Origin of the sequence: Bradyrhizobium sp. McL0615 (assembly GCF_049993905.1) — a bacterium.
Taxonomy (GTDB): Bacteria; Pseudomonadota; Alphaproteobacteria; order Rhizobiales; family Xanthobacteraceae; genus Bradyrhizobium.
Map to the genome: position 1 here is coordinate 7675769 of NZ_CP188254.1, position 17514 is coordinate 7693282.

At 63.3% G+C, this 17514-nt stretch carries 18 protein-coding genes; 1 reads left to right on the top strand and 17 read right to left on the bottom strand.

Annotated features, from left to right (window positions below; genetic code table 11):
- The 10 genes from ACPPVP_RS36900 to ACPPVP_RS36945 form a co-directional block, all read right to left on the bottom strand.
- On the bottom strand, window positions 1–771 hold the full coding sequence (locus ACPPVP_RS36900) for an enhanced serine sensitivity protein SseB C-terminal domain-containing protein (protein WP_426528454.1): 771 nt from the start codon (window positions 769–771) through the stop codon (window positions 1–3).
- Window positions 772–952: 181 nt separating this feature from the next.
- Entirely contained in the window at window positions 953–2125 is a 1173-nt protein-coding gene (locus ACPPVP_RS36905) for a phosphoserine transaminase (RefSeq protein WP_426528455.1), read from the bottom strand.
- A gap of 79 nt (window positions 2126–2204) precedes the next feature.
- Window positions 2205–2396 (bottom strand): hypothetical protein, encoded by a 192-nt coding sequence (locus ACPPVP_RS36910; protein WP_426528456.1) that lies wholly within the window; start codon window positions 2394–2396, stop codon window positions 2205–2207.
- Window positions 2397–2653: 257 nt separating this feature from the next.
- Complete coding sequence (locus tag ACPPVP_RS36915) at window positions 2654–3124, bottom strand: GNAT family N-acetyltransferase (RefSeq protein WP_426528457.1); 471 nt, start codon at window positions 3122–3124, stop codon at window positions 2654–2656.
- 17 nt (window positions 3125–3141) lie between these two features.
- Complete coding sequence (locus tag ACPPVP_RS36920; protein WP_426528458.1) at window positions 3142–3732, bottom strand: glutathione S-transferase family protein; 591 nt, start codon at window positions 3730–3732, stop codon at window positions 3142–3144.
- 81 nt (window positions 3733–3813) lie between these two features.
- Entirely contained in the window at window positions 3814–4581 is a 768-nt protein-coding gene (locus ACPPVP_RS36925; RefSeq protein ID WP_426528459.1) for an outer membrane protein, read from the bottom strand.
- A 212-nt stretch (window positions 4582–4793) separates the two neighbouring features.
- Window positions 4794–5627 carry an outer membrane protein gene (locus ACPPVP_RS36930; protein ID WP_426528460.1) on the bottom strand — a complete coding sequence of 278 codons (834 nt, stop codon included), beginning with the start codon at window positions 5625–5627 and terminating at the stop codon, window positions 4794–4796.
- Between the two features lie 294 nt (window positions 5628–5921).
- The gene (locus ACPPVP_RS36935; RefSeq protein WP_426528461.1) at window positions 5922–7181 is read right to left on the bottom strand and encodes an MFS transporter; all 1260 of its coding nucleotides are present in this window, start codon (window positions 7179–7181) and stop codon (window positions 5922–5924) included.
- A gap of 146 nt (window positions 7182–7327) precedes the next feature.
- The gene (gene glmM / locus ACPPVP_RS36940) at window positions 7328–8674 is read right to left on the bottom strand and encodes a phosphoglucosamine mutase (protein ID WP_214487732.1); all 1347 of its coding nucleotides are present in this window, start codon (window positions 8672–8674) and stop codon (window positions 7328–7330) included.
- Window positions 8675–8879: 205 nt separating this feature from the next.
- Window positions 8880–9056: a hypothetical protein gene (locus ACPPVP_RS36945; protein WP_426528462.1), complete on the bottom strand. Its 177-nt coding sequence runs from the start codon at window positions 9054–9056 to the stop codon at window positions 8880–8882.
- Between the two features lie 114 nt (window positions 9057–9170).
- Between ACPPVP_RS36945 and ACPPVP_RS36950 the strand changes: the two genes are divergently transcribed.
- Entirely contained in the window at window positions 9171–10307 is a 1137-nt protein-coding gene (locus tag ACPPVP_RS36950) for an alpha-hydroxy acid oxidase (RefSeq protein WP_426528463.1), read from the top strand.
- Between the two features lie 157 nt (window positions 10308–10464).
- Here the strand turns inward: ACPPVP_RS36950 and ACPPVP_RS36955 are convergent, their stop codons facing one another.
- From ACPPVP_RS36955 to ACPPVP_RS36985, 7 genes are all read right to left on the bottom strand, one after another.
- Window positions 10465–11064 carry a hypothetical protein gene (locus ACPPVP_RS36955; RefSeq protein WP_426538257.1) on the bottom strand — a complete coding sequence of 200 codons (600 nt, stop codon included), beginning with the start codon at window positions 11062–11064 and terminating at the stop codon, window positions 10465–10467.
- Between the two features lie 104 nt (window positions 11065–11168).
- Window positions 11169–11795 (bottom strand): hypothetical protein, encoded by a 627-nt coding sequence (locus ACPPVP_RS36960; protein ID WP_426528464.1) that lies wholly within the window; start codon window positions 11793–11795, stop codon window positions 11169–11171.
- An 87-nt stretch (window positions 11796–11882) separates the two neighbouring features.
- Complete coding sequence (locus ACPPVP_RS36965; protein WP_426528465.1) at window positions 11883–12725, bottom strand: shikimate dehydrogenase; 843 nt, start codon at window positions 12723–12725, stop codon at window positions 11883–11885.
- Between the two features lie 83 nt (window positions 12726–12808).
- On the bottom strand, window positions 12809–14857 hold the full coding sequence (locus ACPPVP_RS36970; RefSeq protein WP_426528466.1) for an elongation factor G: 2049 nt from the start codon (window positions 14855–14857) through the stop codon (window positions 12809–12811).
- Window positions 14858–15054: 197 nt separating this feature from the next.
- Window positions 15055–15672, bottom strand: coding sequence for a TetR/AcrR family transcriptional regulator (locus ACPPVP_RS36975; protein WP_426528467.1), 618 nt, complete (start codon window positions 15670–15672; stop codon window positions 15055–15057).
- The gene (locus ACPPVP_RS36980; RefSeq protein WP_426528468.1) at window positions 15665–16543 is read right to left on the bottom strand and encodes a class I SAM-dependent methyltransferase; all 879 of its coding nucleotides are present in this window, start codon (window positions 16541–16543) and stop codon (window positions 15665–15667) included. The genes ACPPVP_RS36975 and ACPPVP_RS36980 overlap by 8 nt, the downstream gene beginning before the upstream one ends.
- An 89-nt stretch (window positions 16544–16632) precedes the next feature.
- Entirely contained in the window at window positions 16633–17421 is a 789-nt protein-coding gene (locus ACPPVP_RS36985; RefSeq protein WP_426528469.1) for an alpha/beta fold hydrolase, read from the bottom strand.
- Window positions 17422–17514 lie beyond the last annotated feature (93 nt).

The window sequence follows — 17514 nt, forward strand, 5'->3', positions numbered from 1 at the left end:
CTAATGGAGAGAGCCGCGTTTGGCGGCGGTGACGGGAATTCCGGTACGCAAGGTGACGGCGAGTGAACTGCCGTCGAGAGGCATGGCATCGAGCACGCGTCCGCCGAGGATATCGCCGACGATGGCCCGGCCGATCGCATCGCGAACTTCCTGCCACGCCCCCGTGTGGTCGACGCCGAGCATCCAGCTTTGTTCGGCCTCGCCACCGCGCATCGCCAGCATCAGCCAGGCGCCGCGAACGGATTTGACGCCGGCGAATTCGCGCGCGAGCGCTTCGATCAGCGCGGTGGGGATTTCACTGGGATGTGCCAGCATGATCTGTTGCGGCGTCTGCGTCGTGACTGCCTGCGGGGCGCTCAGGTCGAAATCGCCGGCCAGCAGCCGTGCCACCTCGCCCGGCGTATAATCCTTGCCATAGTCGGAGCCGGGATTGAGCACGAACGGCGCGCCGGGGTAGCGGGCAAACAGATCGCGCGTCCGCTCCGGCACCGCAACGTGGTCATTCCTGTACCAGGCTTGCGCCCGCGATCGGGCGGTGAAGAACGGAATCAGCCGTTCCTCGCCGCGCACCGCGCTCGGCAAGACCATCTTGGTGCCCTCGGGGATAACGGCGTTTCCGTCCGGCCCGGGGACGATCGGATCACCGCCTTCCGGAACCAGCACCAGGACAATTTCCGCATCCATCAACGCGCGGGCGAAAGCCGGCCGTTCAGCCGGCTCCGCCGATGCACTCATCAGCAAGCGCTCGATGTCGTTCTCAGGTTCGAACATGGGATGGCCTGTGAGACCTGCTGCAATGGAGACGGAGCGAGTTCTTCTCCCTCTCCCCGTTCTTACGGGGAGAGGGTCGGGGTGAGGGGCGGCCACAAGCGAGGTGCGCGCGGAGAGAGCCCCTCACCCGGCGCCATGCGCCGACCTCTCCCCGTAAGAACGGGGAGAGGCAAAAAGAAAGCTAAGCCGCCTTCGGCAACGCGGCCTTGGTCTCGGCGAACGCCCAGTCGATCCACTGCGTCAGCAGCGCGACGTCGGAGGCTTCCACGGTGGCGCCGCACCAGATCCGCAGGCCCGCCGGCGCATCGCGGTAATACGCAAAATCGTAACCGGCGGCTTCCTTCTCCACCAGCGCGACCAGCTTCTTCGAGAAGTCCGCCTGCGCATCCGCCGTCAGCGAGGTGATAGCGGGATCTGTGAACTTCAGACACACCGAGGTGTTGGAGCGGATCGAGGTATCCTTTGCCAGGAAATCGATCCACGGCGTCTTTGCCTTCCAGTCCGACAGCACCTTGGTGTTGGCATCGGCGCGCGCGATCAGGGCCTTGAGGCCGCCGATCGATTTCGCCCAGTTCAGCGCATCGAGATAATCCTCGACGCACAGCATCGACGGTGTGTTGATGGTCTCGCCTTCGAAGATGCCCTGGTTGAGCTTGCCGCCCTTGGTCAGGCGGAAAATCTTCGGCAGCGGCCAGGCTGGCTTGTAGGTCTCGAGCCGTTCCACTGCGCGCGGCGACAGGATCAGCATGCCGTGCGCGGCTTCGCCGCCCAGCGCCTTCTGCCAGGAGAACGTCACCACATCGAGCTTTGCGAAATCGAGCGGCTGCGCGAAAGCGGCCGACGTCGCATCGCAGATGGTGAGGCCTTCCCGGGTCGCGCTGATCCAATCGGCGTTCGGCACGCGCACGCCGGAAGTGGTGCCGTTCCAGGTGAAGACGATGTCGGACGCCGGATCGGCCTTGGACAGATCGGGAAGATCGCCATAGCCGGCATGCAGCTTGGTGACGTCCTTCAGCTTCAATTCCTTGATGATGTCGCTGACCCAGCCCTCGCCAAAGGATTCCCAGGCGATGGTGGTGACGGGGCGCGCGCCGAGCAGCGACCACAGCGCCATTTCGACCGCGCCAGTATCGGACGCCGGCACGATCCCGATCTTGTAATCGGCTGGCACTTCAAGCACTTCGCGCGTCAGTTCGATCGCGAGCTTGAGTTTGGCCTTGCCGACCTTCGCACGGTGCGAACGGCCGTGAGCAGCGTCCTTGAGATTTTGGGGGTTCCAGCCGGGGCGCTTGGCGCAGGGGCCGGAGGAAAAATGCGGCACGTTCGGCCGCGAAGCGGGCTTCGCTACGGTCATAATCTATCCTTCCAGATAGTAAGCCTCCCGTTGGGGGGAGGTGTCCCGCCGCGGTGATTAAGGGAATCGTGCCCGATCGTCAAGGAACTTTGGGAGCTTCACGCTCCATTGATGGCTGTTCGTCCGTAGAAGGCGCCGGCTCCTGCTGCAGGAGTTCGGCGGCATCGACCAGTTTGGCCGCCTCCCGGCGGCTCGAAACCTTCAGAATGCTGGTCTCTCCGGCCTGAACGACATATTCGCTTCCGATCCGGATAATCGAATATTTTTTCATCGGAAATCCCCCAAGCTGCCCAAAGCCCCATGGGAGACGCTGGCATAGCGGAGACGTTCCGATCCGTAAAATCACGGACGCACGCGTAGTTTATCGGTTGTTAACCGGATCGCACAGTGACGACTACCTCAGGCATTCATCGCAAATTCGCTTCAACCGCAATTGGCCGACCTTCCTTCTGACGCGTTCTTTACGTGAACCGGATTCCACCCCCGGATCGAGTCCGAAGGCATGCTTCGCTCGAAACGCTATGCCGATCAAAATCGCATGGTCATTCCGACGTGGCTGCGCGCAAAGCCTAGCCGCTCGTAAAATCGCTGCGCATCGACGCGGGTGTGATGCGTCAGCAATTCGACCAGTTTGCATCCCTTGGCGCGTGCTTCCACGACCGCCCATTGCACCAACTGCTCGCCGATGCCGCGGCTGCGGCAGTGCTTGGCGACGCGGACATCTTCGATCAGGCCGCGCGAGGCACCTTGCGAACTCAGCCCCGGCAGGATGCAGAGCTGCAGGCACCCGACCACGGCGCCCTCGCCGTCCTCGGCAACGACGAGGAGGATATTCGGATCGTGGGCGAGCCGATCGAACGCTGTGAAATAGGATTGCGGCAGCGGGTCTTCGATCTGCTCACGGGCGCCGCCGAGCGGATCGTCCGCCAGCATGGCGACGATGACGCCGACATCCTCGCGGCGGGTACGGCGGATGGTAACCTCTGAAATGGCAGACATGATAATTTCCGGTGTCGTCAGCGCGCCGGCGGGAGCCTAAGGAATTTTTCGGTCGCGCCGATCCAGCGGCGCACCGCGGCGTAGCCGTCGAGGTGAAAGCCGCCTTCATGCGCAAGGCGCGTATAGGCCAGCAGCGAAATGTCGGCGAGCGAGACGGCATCACCGGCCAAAAATGGCGTCAGCGCGAGCTGGTGCTCCATCCGCGCCAGCGCCGCATAGCCGCGCTTGACCTTGTCGGCGTCGAGATCGGAGGCCGGCTTTTTCAGATAAAACATCTGGAAGCGGCATACGGCGACATAAGGCTCATGGCTGTACTGTTCCCAGAACAGCCACTCGTCCATCTTGCCTTCCGCATACCCATCTTGCGGGATGAGACGAGAACCGCGTGCGAGATAGCGGATGATGGCGTTGGATTGCGCCAGCGTGCGGCCGTCGTCGAGTTCGACCACAGGCACCTGGCCGGCGCCGTTGAGCTTGAGGAACTCCGCGGTACCCGTTTCGCCTTTCAGGGTGTCGACCGCGATCCAGCTGTAGGGCAGCGCGAGATGGTCGCACACCCACTTCACCTTCAGGCAATTGCCGGAATTGGTATCGCCGTAGACCTTCATGTGCCGCCCTCGTTACGACGACACTGCAACAGGCGGCGACAAATCTGTCAACGGCGCCGGATCGGCGCCGTTGCAAGGGGATCAGAATTTATAGCCGAGGCCGGCGCGGACGGTGTTGATGTTGGTTTCGATATCCGTCGTCACCCGGCGATATTCGTATTCGGCGCGCATGAACAAGCCGCCTACCAGCATCACATCGAGGCCAGCGCCCACGCTGTAGCCATAGACCAGCTTGGTCTTGCTGGCGGCGGTCGTTGGCGTCAGCACCGGATCCGGGAACGCCGAAACGGTACGATCGACGGTCTGGCTGCCGAGGCCGGTGCCGGCAAAGAGATATGGCAGGAAGCATCCCATGACATAGCCGGCGCGGATGCGCGCCGAGCCGAAATCGGAGAGCTTCACGATCGCGTTCGAATGGGTCAGGCTCTGCAGCGTGACGTTGTCGAGCTGATAGCGCAGCCCCACCGAATCCGAAATCGTACGGATTCCGTCATGGATGTAGTTCGCCTCGAAACCGACGACGACGTCTTCCCATTGCGAATTGTATCCGACAAAGCCGCCAAAGCCGGTGGGGTTGCTGTTGCCGATAGGCAAAGGCTGCCAGTTATAGTCGGCGTTAGGAGGACGGCGATATGTCGATTGCAGGTCGCTATTGGCGCCGGGCGCCACCTTCGAAGTGACCGAGCCGTAGCTCACCTGGCCACCGACATAGTAGCCCTGCCAGTTGACCTTGGCGCTGGTCAGGCCGTCGGTCAAGCCGCCGCGGAGAAACGGCAGGTCCGGCATATCCGCCGCCTGGGCGACACTCGCCGCTCCGCACATCACAGCCACCAGCAAAAATCGACGCATCGCAACGCTCCTTCAGACACTCTGAACTTGGCGTCGATCATCGCCTGTTAACCTTAACCAATCGTTGTCGCGTGCACCGTTTGGGCAAGATCTTGTCGGAAAGCCGGCAAAGATTTTGGCGCACCCGCAGCTCGCGCATCGCCACGCGCAAAAGCGAACGGCGCGGGAAGTGCCCGCGCCGTTCGGCAACCGTTAACGAATGGAAGTCGCGATTAACCCTTGGTCACCAGCGGCGGCGGCGCGTAGACCGGCGGGGTGCTCAGATCCCAGCGCACGCCGAGCTTCAGGTCATGCGACGTGAGGTGTTTGAAGGTCATCGGGTTGTTGACGTTGTTGGTGCCGTCGAACGTGCGGAGGTCGCCCGTCAGGCCATCACCCATATCGAGATAGCGATAGGCGAGTTCGACGGTAAAGTTCGGCGTGACCCTGTAGGCGAGACCGGCATGGGCCGCCCAAGCAAAATTCCACTTCGCCACATTGTCGCCGAAGGCGAGACCCGCCAGTGCGGGACCGGGCTGCACTGGATTGCTGGCGATGCCCTGGTCGGTGAAGCCGTTGATCGCAACCCGCGCGCCACCGACGCCGGCGCCGATGAACGGGGTGATGCACCACCAGGTGCCGAGATCGACATAGGCGTTGGCGAGAACGACCCATTCGTTCTTGGTGGCGTGATAGGTGTCGGTGCCGACGCCGCCCACATAGGTGATGCGGTCAGTGCCGAAGAAACTTGAATTGCCGCGATATTCACCGGTGACGTCGGCGCGGAACCAGTTGTTGACCTTGTAACCGACGCCGAGGCCGAAGATGCCCGCGGAGTTGAAGTTGTTGGTCTGAACCGACGAGGTGTTGTTGCGGTCGAGCACGTTGTTGAGACGATCGACGCGCTGGTTGCTGAAGCCGATGTCGCCGCGCAGATACCAGCCGCCGAATTCCTCGACCACGGGGGGCGCATAGGGCGGCGGCGCGATCGCCATGTCGGCAGCAAACGCCGCCGTCGACAACAGAGTCGCCGCTCCTGCGGCAAGCAGAGACTTAACGCTACGCATGGGCTTCGTCCTTTTGCACGGTGAGGCTGACTGCGACGAGCCCCACTTCAAAAACTCACGGGAGGACGATGGCATTAAATGTTTAAGCGCCGCTTAACCCTAATTATTAAGGTTGATAATCTGTGACCATTTCTCTGCGCGGTCGTTTGCAGCGTATGCGCTGAAACGTTTGCAACAAAGAATTAACCGCGGAAAAGCCGTCACATTTCCTAACCGGGTATTGACGGCAACTCGCTCGCGATCAGGGCATTAAGGTTTTGTTGATGGTGTCGCTGCGGCGCGCGCGTGTTGTGCTCAGCGAGAGTGCTTCGGCATCTTCGGCAGAAACACCGCGAGCAAACCGAGCGCGGGCAGGAACGCGCAGAGGTGATAGACGAACGCAATCCCGGTGTGATCGGCGAGCTTGCCGAGCACCGCGGCGCCGAGTCCGCCGATGCCGAAGGCGACGCCGAAGAACACGCCCGAGATCATGCCGAAACGGTGCGGCATCAATTCCTGCGCGAACACGATGATCGATGACGTCGCCGACGAGAGGATGAGGCCGATGAAAACGGTCAGCACCGCGCTTCCGGCCAGGCCGGCATAGGGCAGCGCCAGCGTGAACGGCAGCGCGCCGAGGATCGAGAACCAGAGAACGTATTTGCGGCCGTAGCGGTCGCCGAGAGGGCCGCCAAAGAATGCACCTGCCGCGTTGGACGCAAGGAAGATGAAGAGATAGAACTGCGCCGCCTGCGTCGACACCTGAAACCTGTCGATCAGATAGAAGATGTAATAGCTCGACAGGCTCGACACGTAGAGCTGCTTCGAGAACAATAGCGCGACCAGCACCGCGAGCGCGATTTTGACGCGCCGCGAATCCGGGTGGTCTGGATGGCGCTCAATCACCGCAGACTTCTTGGTCGCGATCTGCGGCTTGTACCAGACGCCGATCCGCCACAGGATCACGATTGCCAGAAACGCGATCGATGAAAACCAGGCAATGCTCGGCTGTCCGAACGGCACCACGATCAGCGCCGCGAGCAGCGGCCCCATCGACGTGCCAAAGCTGCCGCCGAGTTGAAACACCGACTGCGCAAAACCATAACGCCCACCCGAGGCGAGCCGCGCGATCCGCGCCGACTCCGGATGGAACACCGCCGAGCCGAGGCCGACCAGCGCGGCTGCGATCAGGATGATGGGATAGAGATGCGCGACGCTTAGCAGCAGCAGGCCGAAGAAGGTGAATCCCATGCCGATCGCCAGCGAGAACGGCTGCGCCTTCTTGTCGGTGAAATGGCCGACGACGGGCTGCAGCAGCGAGGCGGTGAACTGGAACGCCAGCGTGATCATGCCGATCTGCCCGTAGTCCAGCGCGTAAGCGTCCTTCAGGATCGGATAGACCGAGGCGATCAACGACTGCATGGTGTCGTTGAGGAAATGCGAGAAGCTGATGCCGGTCAGCACGACATAGGCCGGCCCCGCGACCGCCACCCTGGCGGCGAGGCCCGGCGCCGCGTCCTGCACGACCACCGGTGCGGTCGCGATTTCCTCAGAGACGATGACGGGCTTGTTCAAGGGCGCATTCCCGAAAAGAATCGCGGACAGGCAATGTCTCGTGTTCTACGGCCGGGCCATTGCTGCGACCAGCATCAATAGCTTATGGCTGCGATGCGTTGTCGCAGCACCAATCAGCGCCCCCGCGCCATCAGGATAAAGCTGGCTTATGCCGCCGCGGCGTGGCCGAGCGCGGTGACGATCTGATCGACGACGTCCTCGACCAGGATGCGGTCGTCGCCCTCGCCCATCACGCGGATCACGGGCTCGGTGCCGGACGAGCGGACCAGCAGCCGGCCGTGGCCGTTGAGGCGGTTCTCGCCGTCCATGATCGCCGATTTCACCTCGGCATGGTCGAGCGGCTTGCCTGAGCGATAGCGCACGTTCTTCAGGATCTGCGGCAGCGGATCGAAACGGTGGCAGACTTCCGACACCGGACGGCGAAGCTTTTGCACCACGGCCAGCACCTGAAGTGCTGCGACGAAGCCGTCGCCGGTCGTGGCGTAGTCGGAGAGAATGATATGACCGGAAGGCTCGCCGCCGAGATTGTAGCCCTGCTTGAGCATCTGCTCGAGCACGTAGCGGTCGCCGACCGGCGTGCGCACCATGCCGATGCCCTGCCCTTCGAGGAAACGTTCGAGCCCGAGATTCGACATCACGGTGGCGACGATGCCGGGCTTGGCGAGACGGCCGTCGTCCTTCCAGCTCTGCGCGATCACCGCGAGCAACTGATCGCCGTCGACGACATGGCCGCGCTCGTCGACCAGGATGACGCGATCGGCGTCGCCATCGAGCGCGATGCCGATATCGGCGCGCATCTCGCGCACCTTTTTCGCCAGCGCTTCCGGCGAGGTCGAGCCGCATTCCTTGTTGATATTGAAGCCGTCAGGTTCGACGCCGATCGCAATCACGTCCGCGCCCAATTCCCACAGCGCTTCCGGCACCACCTTGTAGGCGGCGCCGTGCGCGCAATCGATCACGACGCGCAGGCCATCGAGCGAGAGCTCGCGCGGCAGCGTGCGCTTGGCGAATTCGATGTAACGGTCATGCACGCCGTCGATGCGGCGGGCGCGCCCGAGGCTGGCGCTCTGCGCCAGTCGACGGTCGATCGGCTCGTCGAGCAACTGCTCGATCTGCTTTTCGACATCGTCGGACAGTTTGAAACCCTGCGGACCGAACAGCTTGATGCCGTTGTCCTCGAACAGATTGTGCGAAGCCGAGATCATCACGCCGAGATCGGCGCGCATCGACTTGGTCAGCATCGCGACCGCCGGCGTCGGCATCGGGCCGAGCAGCAGCACGTCCATGCCGACCGAGGTGAAGCCGGCCACCATGGCGTATTCGATCATGTAGCCGGAGAGCCGGGTGTCCTTGCCGATCACGACACGGTGGCGGTGATCGCCACGCTGAAACACCAGGCCGGCCGCCTGCCCCACCTTGAGCGCGAGCTCCGGCGTAATCAGACCATTGGCACGGCCCCGAATTCCATCGGTACCGAAATATTTGCGGCTCATGTAACCCCCACCGGGACTTCTTCCGGCCGTCAAAGCCGAATCCCCACGCCACCATCGTAGCGTGCAGCGGTTATAGTCCCTCGGCCGCTAAAATGGCTTCAAAAAATATGATGAATCATTACCGTCGCGGGCGACCGCGATTGGCGCATAACCATTTGTAAGGAATGGACATTTCCTCGAAAGCGACTGAACCCGCGCGGGGGCGCTAGTTCCGCCGCTTGACGTGGCTATCGCCCTTCGAGGGCGCCGGCTGGGTGACATTGACCGGGTCAGACCCCGGAAAGGTCTCTTCCAGCCCCTCCTCCAGGGCGTCGTCCAGCTGGCGCTTTTCCTCGCGATCAGAGCCGGTCTCGACGGGAGTAACGGTGCGCGGTCGGGTCATGGGATGTCCTCCCGTCGGAATGGCGCCGGAGATGGATGAGATGCGATTTGGCTGACCACCCAACCATGCTAGATGACAACGCAGCGAAGAAGTTCAAGAAGGGCCGGAACGTCCATGAAGCACATCACCTGCATTGAGGATCTGCGCCAGTTGCACAAGCGCCGGGTTCCCAAGGCGTTTTTCGACTACGCCGACCGCGGCTCCTACACCGAGGACACGCTGCGCGCCAATTCCGAAGATCTTGCGCAGATCAAGTTCCGCCAGCGCATCCTGGTCGACGTCTCCAAACGCGATCTCTCCACCACGATCCTCGGCGAGCCCGCGACGATGCCCTTGATCCTGGCCCCTGTCGGCCTGCTCGGCATGCAGCATGGCGATGGCGAGATTCATGCCTGCCGCGCTGCGCAGGCCGCCGGCATTCCCTTCACCCAGAGCACGATGTCGATCTGCTCGATCGAGGATATCGCCGCCGCCGTCGACAAGCCGTTCTGGTTCCAGCTCTACGTGATGAAGGACCGCGGCTTCATCAAGGCGCTGATCGAGCGCGCCATCGCGGCGAAATGTTCGGCGCTGGTGCTGACGGTTGATTTGCAGGTGATCGGCCAGCGCCACCAGGACATCAAGAACGGCATGTCAGTGCCGCCGGAATGGTCGCTGTCGAAACTGCTCGACTTCGCCAGCAAGCCGTCATGGGTCGCCGGCGTGCTGCGCGGCAAGCGCCGCAGCTTCGGCAACATCGTCGGCCACGTCAAAGGCACCGAGGATCTCACCAAGCTGTCGGAGTGGACGGCGTCGCAGTTCGACACCTCGCTGAACTGGAAGGACATCGACTGGATCCGCTCGATCTGGCCAGGCAAGCTGATCCTGAAAGGCATTTTGGACGTCGAGGATGCCGAGCTCGCGGCGAAAACCGGCGCCCAGGCGCTTGTCGTCTCCAACCATGGCGGCCGTCAGCTCGACGGCGCGCCGTCGTCGATCGAGGTGCTGCCCGAGATCGTCGACGCCGTCGGCTCGCAGATGGAGATCATGTTCGACGGCGGCATCCGCACCGGCATGGACGTGGTGCGCGCGCTCGCGCTGGGCGCCAAATCCTGCATGATCGGCCGCGCCTATGCCTATGGCCTCGGTGCCGGCGGCGAAGCGGGCGTCGCCAAGGCGCTCGACATCCTCGCCAAGGAAATGCTCACCACGATGGGATTGTGCGGGGTGAACACGGTCGCCGAAATCGACGATAATTTGCTCGCGGTGTAGGACGTGGACTTACTTCCTTCTCCCCTTGTGGGAGAAGGTGGCGCGCAGCGCCGGATGAGGGGCTCTCTCCGCGGAGACAGACCCCTCACCCGTCTCGCCGCCGCTACGCGGCGTCGATCCACCCTCTCCCACAAGTGGGGAGGGGAAGAAATATCCCTCACATCGGCGGCGTGATCCCGTCGCGGCCGACATTGACGCGATTGGCTTCGAGCGTGCCATCGTCCTTCTTCACCGCGCCGAAGATGATGATCTTCGCGCCCGGCTTCAGTTCGGACTTGTCACCGGCGACGAAGGTGACGATCGGCGTACCTTCCGGCACCACGACTTTCTTTTCGCCGTCCTTGTATTTGACCAAAATGTTCTGACCCTCGGTGCCCTTCACCGTCTGGGCGACGGTGGCATTCGTCATGGTGGAGTTCGGCCGCTGATCCCAGGGCCTGAAGCCTTCGGCCGCGCCGCGCTGGTTCTCCGGAAAAATATGCACCGCGACCGCCTTCTGGGTGCCGTCCGGCTCCGGCAATGCGGTGACGCCGATATAGGACCCTTCCTTGATCTCGGAGAGTTCGGTCTTGGCGACGCCGAACACCGCGACATTGTCGGTGAGGCGCACCTTCATGTCGGTGCCTTCGCGCGACTTGATCGACAGCGTGGGCAGGTCTACGGCCTCGATGGTGCCGCGAATCCGGACCGTCGGCGGCTGCTGCGCCCAGGCCCCCGATCCCAGCAGGGTGGCAATGGCCAGTGAAGCCGCGAGCATCCGCGGCCATGACGAAGATTTCAGCATGGTATTCCTCCCAGGGTGTATTTGGCGCCCAACTAAACGGAAACACCGCACGGGAGCGGGTATTCCAGCAGGCGAGATCACATCGGCGGGGTCAGCCCGTCGCGGCCGACGCTGACGCGGTTGGTCTCGAACGAGCCGTCCGGCAGCTTCTTCATAAAGGCGATCACCTTGGCGCCGGGCTTGAGGTCGGACTTGTCGGCGGGAACGTAGGTCACGACCGGCGTCTCCGGCGAGACCACGACTTTCTTCTCGCCGTCCTTGTACTTGATCATCAGGGTGTGACCGTCATTGCCGACCACGGAGTCCGCCACGGTGGCATTGGTCATGGTGGAGTTGGGACGGAGATCATAGGGCCGCGAGCCCTCGCCGGTGCCCCGCATGGCTTCCGGAAACACATGCACCTCCACCGCGTTCTGGCCGCCGTCCGGGCCCGGCACCGTAGTGGTGCCGATGAAGGAACCGACCTTGATGTCCGCCAGCGAGATTTTAGTGATCCCCACGACCCTGAGATCGCCGGTCATATGCAGCTTCACATCCTCGCCGCCGCGCGACTTCACGACAAGTACGTCGCCGTCGACGGCCTCAATGGTGCCGCGAACGCGTGTCGGTGTGGGCGGTTGCTGGGCGATGGCGTAAATCGTGGAGCCCGCGACCATCACGACGGCGGCAAGCAGGCGAACGAGTTGAAAGCGACGGACGGACATGGCGGGAATCTCCGGTGGCGGCAGTGACGTAACCATTGACCCCGGCCTTTCAAAAAAATTCCGGCTCAAGTCTCCGCGACCAGCCGATCATGTATTCGTGAGATCGGCCTCAACCAGGGCGCGAAGTTCTGCCGTCACCTCGGGACGCCGGCCAAACCACAATTCGAAGCCGCGCACCGCCTGGTGCAGCAGCATGCCGAGCCCGTCGGCCGTTTTCAGGCCATGGGCACGCGCGGCGGAGAGCAACGGGGTATCGAGCGGCACGTAGACGAGATCGGCAACGACGGCGTGTGATGGCAACCGCCCGACGTCGAGCTCGAGCGGTGGCTGACCCTTCGTGCCGAGCGAGGTCGTGTTCACCAGAAGCCCGGCGCGCGGCAGGATATCGCCCTGCGCATCCCACGCCACCGGCAGAACGCCCGCGCCGAACTGATCCGCCAGCACGCGGGCCCGCGCGATCGTGCGATTGGCGAGATGCACGCGCTTGATGCCGCGGTCGAGCAAACCGAACACCACCGCGCGCGCCGCACCGCCGGCGCCGAGCACCAGCGCATCCTCGCAACCGTCCCAGCCGGGCGCGCTGGCGTCGAGATTGTTGATGAACCCTTCGACGTCGGTGTTGGTCGAGCAGAGTTCGCCATTCTCGAACCACAACGTATTGGCCGCGCCGACCGCACGCGCCCGCTCATCCGGCGTCGACAGCGCAAGCGCGCGCTCCTTGTGCGGAATGGTGACGTTGGCGCCGACGAAGCCGCGCAGCGACAGGCGGAAGATGAAATCCTTGAACTCGTCGGGCGGCACCGCCTCGATGACATAGCCGCCCGCGATATCAAGCGTGCGCAGCCAGTAATGATGGATCACCGGCGAGCGCGAATGCGCAGCCGGCCATCCGATCAGGCACGCGGCGGGGGGGTTGGTGGCACTTGTCATGCCCGTCACATCGGGCAAGCGGCGCGCGCTGTCAATGACCATGGTCCGGAGACCACGATCATCGACATCTCATAAGCCGCACCTCACGCCGCGACACGGTGCGCGGCGATGATCTGATCGGCGGCGCGGCCGGTGACCTCGGCCATGCGATCGAACTGCCGCGTAAAGCTGCCGGCGCCGGCGGTGGCCGAGCGCAATTCCACGATCAGGTCGCCAATCTCGGCTTCCGGCATGGTGGCGCGGACGCAATCCCATCCCGGCCAGTTGTCGCGGGTGTCGAAGCCCAGGATCTGGCCGCGCCGCGCCGACAGGATGGCATTGACCTTCGCCGTCGCCTCCGTCGGACAGACGATCTCCACGATGTGGATCGGCTCCAGCAGCACCGGCTGGCACTGCGGCAGCGCTTCGCTCATGCCGGCCCGCGCCGCCGTACGGAACGCGAGATCGGAGGAATCGACGCTGTGGTAGGAGCCGTCCGTCAGCGTGACGTGGATGTCGATGACGGGGAAGCCGAGCGGCCCGCGCGCGAGACTGTCGACCACACCCTCTTCGACCGCGCCGATATAATTGCGCGGTACCGCACCGCCGACGACCTTTTCGTGGAATTCAAAGCCCGCGCCGCGCGGCACTGGCTTGATATCCAGCACCACATCGCCGAACTGGCCGTGGCCACCGGATTGCTTCTTGTGCCGGCCGCGCTGGGTAATCGATTTGCGAATCGTCTCCAGATAGCCGATCGCCGGTGGCTGCGATTTGACGTTGACGCCAAAACGGTCCTTGAGCCGCTCGAGCGCGACGCGCAGATGCATCTCGCCCTGCCCCCATAATACGGTATCGTGGGTACGCTGGTTCTGGATCATCGTCAGCGACGGGTCTTCCTCGTTGAGCCTGAGCAGGGCCTGGCCGAGTTTTACGTCGTCCTTGCGGTCGGCCGACGAAAGCGACATCGCCAGCACCGGCGGCACCGGTTCGACTTTCAGCAGAGACGATGGCGCAGTCTTGCCGCTCGACAGCGTATCGCCGGTCTTGATCGCATCCAGCTTGCCGAGGGCGACGGTATCGCCGGCCTCCGCCGCTGGACGCTTGCTGTCATGCGCGCCGCTGACCGCGAGGATGCCGGATACCCGCCCGGCTTCGCCGGAGGAAGATTGCAGCGTCGCGCCGTCATCAAGATGACCGGCCAGCACCCGCGTCAGCGACAGCTTGCCGCCGTGCTGCAAATGCACGGTCTTGAACACATAGGCCAGCGCATCCTTCTGTGAAGACGCACCGAGGCGTTTTGCGGTCTCGCCAATTCCCGGCGCTTCGTGCCGCAGCGCCTTCATCAGCCGCAGCACGCCGTTTTCCCGCGCCGCAGCACCCAGCAGCACCGGGCAGATCAGGCCTTCGCGCAATTCGCGGGCGAGATCGTCGAACACCGCGTCGCGCGGCGGCTGGATGTCCTCCAGCAACTGCTCCATCAGCGCGTCGTCATGGTCGGCGAGTTTTTCCAGCATCGAGAACCGCGCTTCCTTCTCGCGGTGGAGATTGCCGCCTTCCAGCGCCATGACTTCGGAAGGCTTGTGTTCGCGATAGACAAAGGCGCGCTCCAGCGCGAGATCGACAAAGCCTTCGATCAAGTCGCCGTTCCAGATCGGAATCTGCCGCAGCACCAGCGGCACGCGCGAGGCCGGCTGCAGCGTCGCCAGCGTCTCGCGGATGCGCTTGTTGGCGCGATCGATCTTGTTCAAAAACAGAAAACGGGGAATCCCGAGATCCTCGAGCTCACGCAGGATGATCTGCAGTTGCGGCAGCTTCTTCTCATCCGCCTCGCAGACCACGACGGCGGCATCGACCGCGGGCAACGCGGCGCGCATGTCATGCGCGAACTCGATCGAGCCGGGACAGTCGATAAAGGTGTAACTGTCGCCCATGAAGGTGGTGGTGGCGGCGGAGAGGCCCACCCCCATCTTGTGGTGGCGCGCTTCCGGGCTGGCATCGCCGACGGAAGTTCCGGCATCGACGCTGCCGGCATTTTTAATGGCCCCTGTTCGGGCCAATATGGCTTCTAGGAGTGTTGTTTTACCGCTCTGGAAAGGGCCCACCAGCGCTATGCACCGTGGACCGCGGGGACTTCTGACGTCTTGTCCCATTGCCGCCTCCTTATCTCTGGAGCTCGGCCCGTGATTGGGTCGGCGACTGCTGATGGTCCGCCTGTCCTGAGGATTTGGCAAGCGGGAAAAATTCGCTGCACTGCATCCAGTTGATTTCTCGACATCGACCTTGGGGACGTCGGATCATGTGGCCCCGCTACCGTCTCCCCGATCTGGAACTCAAAAGATAATTCCGCTCAGCCGGTCGCACCCACTCCGTCCGAACGCGGATCGAGCATGATGCGCAGCGCGACGGCGAAGCGCTCGATATCGACGCGCTCGTCCCAGGCAAGCTGTAACGAAATGCCTTGCAGAACCGCGACCATAACGCGGGCGGCCGAAGGCGGATCGAGATGCCGCGGCCAACGCTTCTGTCGTTGCGCCTGCGCGATCATCGGCGCCAGCACGTCGACGGCCTGGGAAACCCCCGCGAGCGCTTCGCGCTTCAATCGTGGATTGGAAAGGCTCTCCGCCCAAAGCTGCACGGCCAGATGACGCCATCGCCTTTCCTTCGGGTTGCGCAATTCGAGCACGAAGCCTTCGACGAGGCGCTGCAGGCCGGTGTCGATATCAGGCGCGGCCAGCGCAAATTCCATGCGTCGGCGTTCCATTGCGTGGCGCTCGGCAGCGATCGCCATCGCGATCTCGGTCTTGCCTTTGAAATAGCCGTAGATCGCGCCGGGACTAAGTCCAGACTCCTCGACGATGTCCTGCACAGTCGCGGCATGAAAGCCTTCGCGCGCAAAGCATGTCAGCGCGGCATCGAGGATGCGCCCGCGCTGCTCGTTGGCGCGCGCCGCCGATATCCTAGGCATCGCCTGTTTCCGCAAGCACCGTGTGATAGAAGCTGTAGCCCTGCATGTGGCGGCCGGCCTGCCCCATCACGCGCTCGCGGTATTGATCGGCGCCGAGATCGCTCACCAGTCTCAGCCCGCGCTCGCGCAGGAAGTCCGGCAATTCGCCCGGCAGCAAGCCGAACCGCCAGGGTTCGCCCGACCCGTCGACCTTGGCGATCACCTTGTCCGCGCCATCGAACGCGACGCTGCCGTCGATCGCGCCCTCATGAACATAGGTGAAGATGAAGCGGCTGCGCGGCGCAAGCCGGCCCGCCCAGCGCATCACGCCGCAAACCGCGTCGCCGGTCAGATACTGGCTGACGCCTTCCCACACCACCATCGTGCGCAGCAGCGGATCGAAGCCGGCATCGCGCAGACGCTGTTCGAAATCGTCGATCTCGAAATCGACGGCGACAAAGGTCACCCGATTCAGATCGGCACCGGCAGCCTGCAGCCGCTCCCGTTTCACCTTGGCCGTCGCCGGGTGATCCACTTCGAAAACCCTGACGGAATCCAGCGCGGCAAGCCGCCAAGCCCGCGTATCAAAACCCGCGCCGAGCAACACGACCTGCTCGGCCTGTCCGACCGATTCCCCGATCCAGTCGTCGATCAGCCGCGTGCGGGCGATGCCGGAGGTTCGCGCGCCCGGCCATTGCCGGTCGATGTAGCGGTTGAGCATTTCGCCCACGGGACGCACCGCGAGCAGTTTGGCCGGCAGCCGTAGGCTTCCCGGCAACAATGCCGCGGCCAGTGGATCGGTAAACACGCGTCGTCCGGCACCTTTCGCATGCTCTGACGCCCGGAACATGGCCATGTATTCGGCGGTCCGGCTGGGCTGATGCTGCAGCATTTCGCGGCCTCCACAAAAAGAACGTTTATTCTTTTTAAGACCAATCACGGTCGCAAGTCAAGACGCCCCGTGGCAAAAATGAAGTGCGGCTAACTCAGCGCGTAGCGCTGGCCGGAACAGCCATCGACGAACGCCGCGACGAGGTTCGTGATCTCGGCTGGTCGCTCCAGGCTGGGCAAATGGGCCGTGCCAGCCAACATATGGCCTGACCCGTTCGGCATCGTCATTGCGATATGACGGCATCGTTCCTGAATATGCGGGAAATCGAGGTCACCCCAGATCACAAGCGATGGCACCGATATCTCGCCCAGACGATGGAAGGCGGGCGCGGCATCGAGGTTTTGCCCGATCGGCGGCGACCGTAGCGCAATGTCGTTCATATCGAGGAACAACCGGCGCGCCTCACCTGTGACACGCCCCTCGGGCTGCAGTGGACCGTCGAGCCAATGATGCGCCTTGATGGCGTTCACGCGATCGAGATCACCGACTTGTTCGGTGTCCTTGAGCCTGGCCATCAGGCCCTCGATATCAGGCGGATGGATCGGCTCTGGCGCACCGCTTACGGCAGGCGCAATGAGAACGAGGGCGCGGACGTGGGATGGATGCAGGAGCGCTGTGTCGAGCGCGACCCGTCCACCCTGAGAGCATCCAACGAGGATCGCCGGCGCGCCGTTTCCTGCGGCGTCAATCACCGCAAGCAAATCTGCGACTGCAGAAAAGTCCTCCTTTTCCGCGCGAGTCTCGCCAAAGCCCCGCCGGTCATACGCGATCGCCTTGTTGCCTGCGCCGACTGCATCCAGTTGCGCGCTCCACATGCGGCTATCGCAGACCGCCGCGTGCAGAAAGACGACAGGGTCGCCGTCGCCGACGACTTTCACAGCCAGTCGGGCTTGGCCGGACGCAATTTTATGATTTGAACTCATGGTTCATGCTAGCCGGCGCCGGAGCGGACGGCCAGCAAGCAGCCCGCG

Bases quoted from the DNA above. Each gene is read 5' to 3' on its own strand.
- ACPPVP_RS36900 (WP_426528454.1), bottom strand. From the start codon at position 771: ATGTTCGAACCTGAGAACGACATCGAGCGCTTGCTGATGAGTGCATCG.
- ACPPVP_RS36905 (WP_426528455.1), bottom strand. From the start codon at position 2,125: ATGACCGTAGCGAAGCCCGCTTCGCGGCCGAACGTGCCGCATTTTTCC.
- ACPPVP_RS36910 (WP_426528456.1), bottom strand. From the start codon at position 2,396: ATGAAAAAATATTCGATTATCCGGATCGGAAGCGAATATGTCGTTCAG.
- ACPPVP_RS36915 (WP_426528457.1), bottom strand. From the start codon at position 3,124: ATGTCTGCCATTTCAGAGGTTACCATCCGCCGTACCCGCCGCGAGGAT.
- ACPPVP_RS36920 (WP_426528458.1), bottom strand. From the start codon at position 3,732: ATGAAGGTCTACGGCGATACCAATTCCGGCAATTGCCTGAAGGTGAAG.
- ACPPVP_RS36925 (WP_426528459.1), bottom strand. From the start codon at position 4,581: ATGCGTCGATTTTTGCTGGTGGCTGTGATGTGCGGAGCGGCGAGTGTC.
- ACPPVP_RS36930 (WP_426528460.1), bottom strand. From the start codon at position 5,627: ATGCGTAGCGTTAAGTCTCTGCTTGCCGCAGGAGCGGCGACTCTGTTG.
- glmM (WP_214487732.1), bottom strand. From the start codon at position 8,674: ATGAGCCGCAAATATTTCGGTACCGATGGAATTCGGGGCCGTGCCAAT.
- ACPPVP_RS36945 (WP_426528462.1), bottom strand. From the start codon at position 9,056: ATGACCCGACCGCGCACCGTTACTCCCGTCGAGACCGGCTCTGATCGC.
- ACPPVP_RS36950 (WP_426528463.1), top strand. From the start codon at position 9,171: ATGAAGCACATCACCTGCATTGAGGATCTGCGCCAGTTGCACAAGCGC.
- ACPPVP_RS36955 (WP_426538257.1), bottom strand. From the start codon at position 11,064: ATGCTCGCGGCTTCACTGGCCATTGCCACCCTGCTGGGATCGGGGGCC.
- ACPPVP_RS36960 (WP_426528464.1), bottom strand. From the start codon at position 11,795: ATGTCCGTCCGTCGCTTTCAACTCGTTCGCCTGCTTGCCGCCGTCGTG.
- ACPPVP_RS36965 (WP_426528465.1), bottom strand. From the start codon at position 12,725: ATGACAAGTGCCACCAACCCCCCCGCCGCGTGCCTGATCGGATGGCCG.
- ACPPVP_RS36970 (WP_426528466.1), bottom strand. From the start codon at position 14,857: ATGGGACAAGACGTCAGAAGTCCCCGCGGTCCACGGTGCATAGCGCTG.
- ACPPVP_RS36975 (WP_426528467.1), bottom strand. From the start codon at position 15,672: ATGCCTAGGATATCGGCGGCGCGCGCCAACGAGCAGCGCGGGCGCATC.
- ACPPVP_RS36980 (WP_426528468.1), bottom strand. From the start codon at position 16,543: ATGCTGCAGCATCAGCCCAGCCGGACCGCCGAATACATGGCCATGTTC.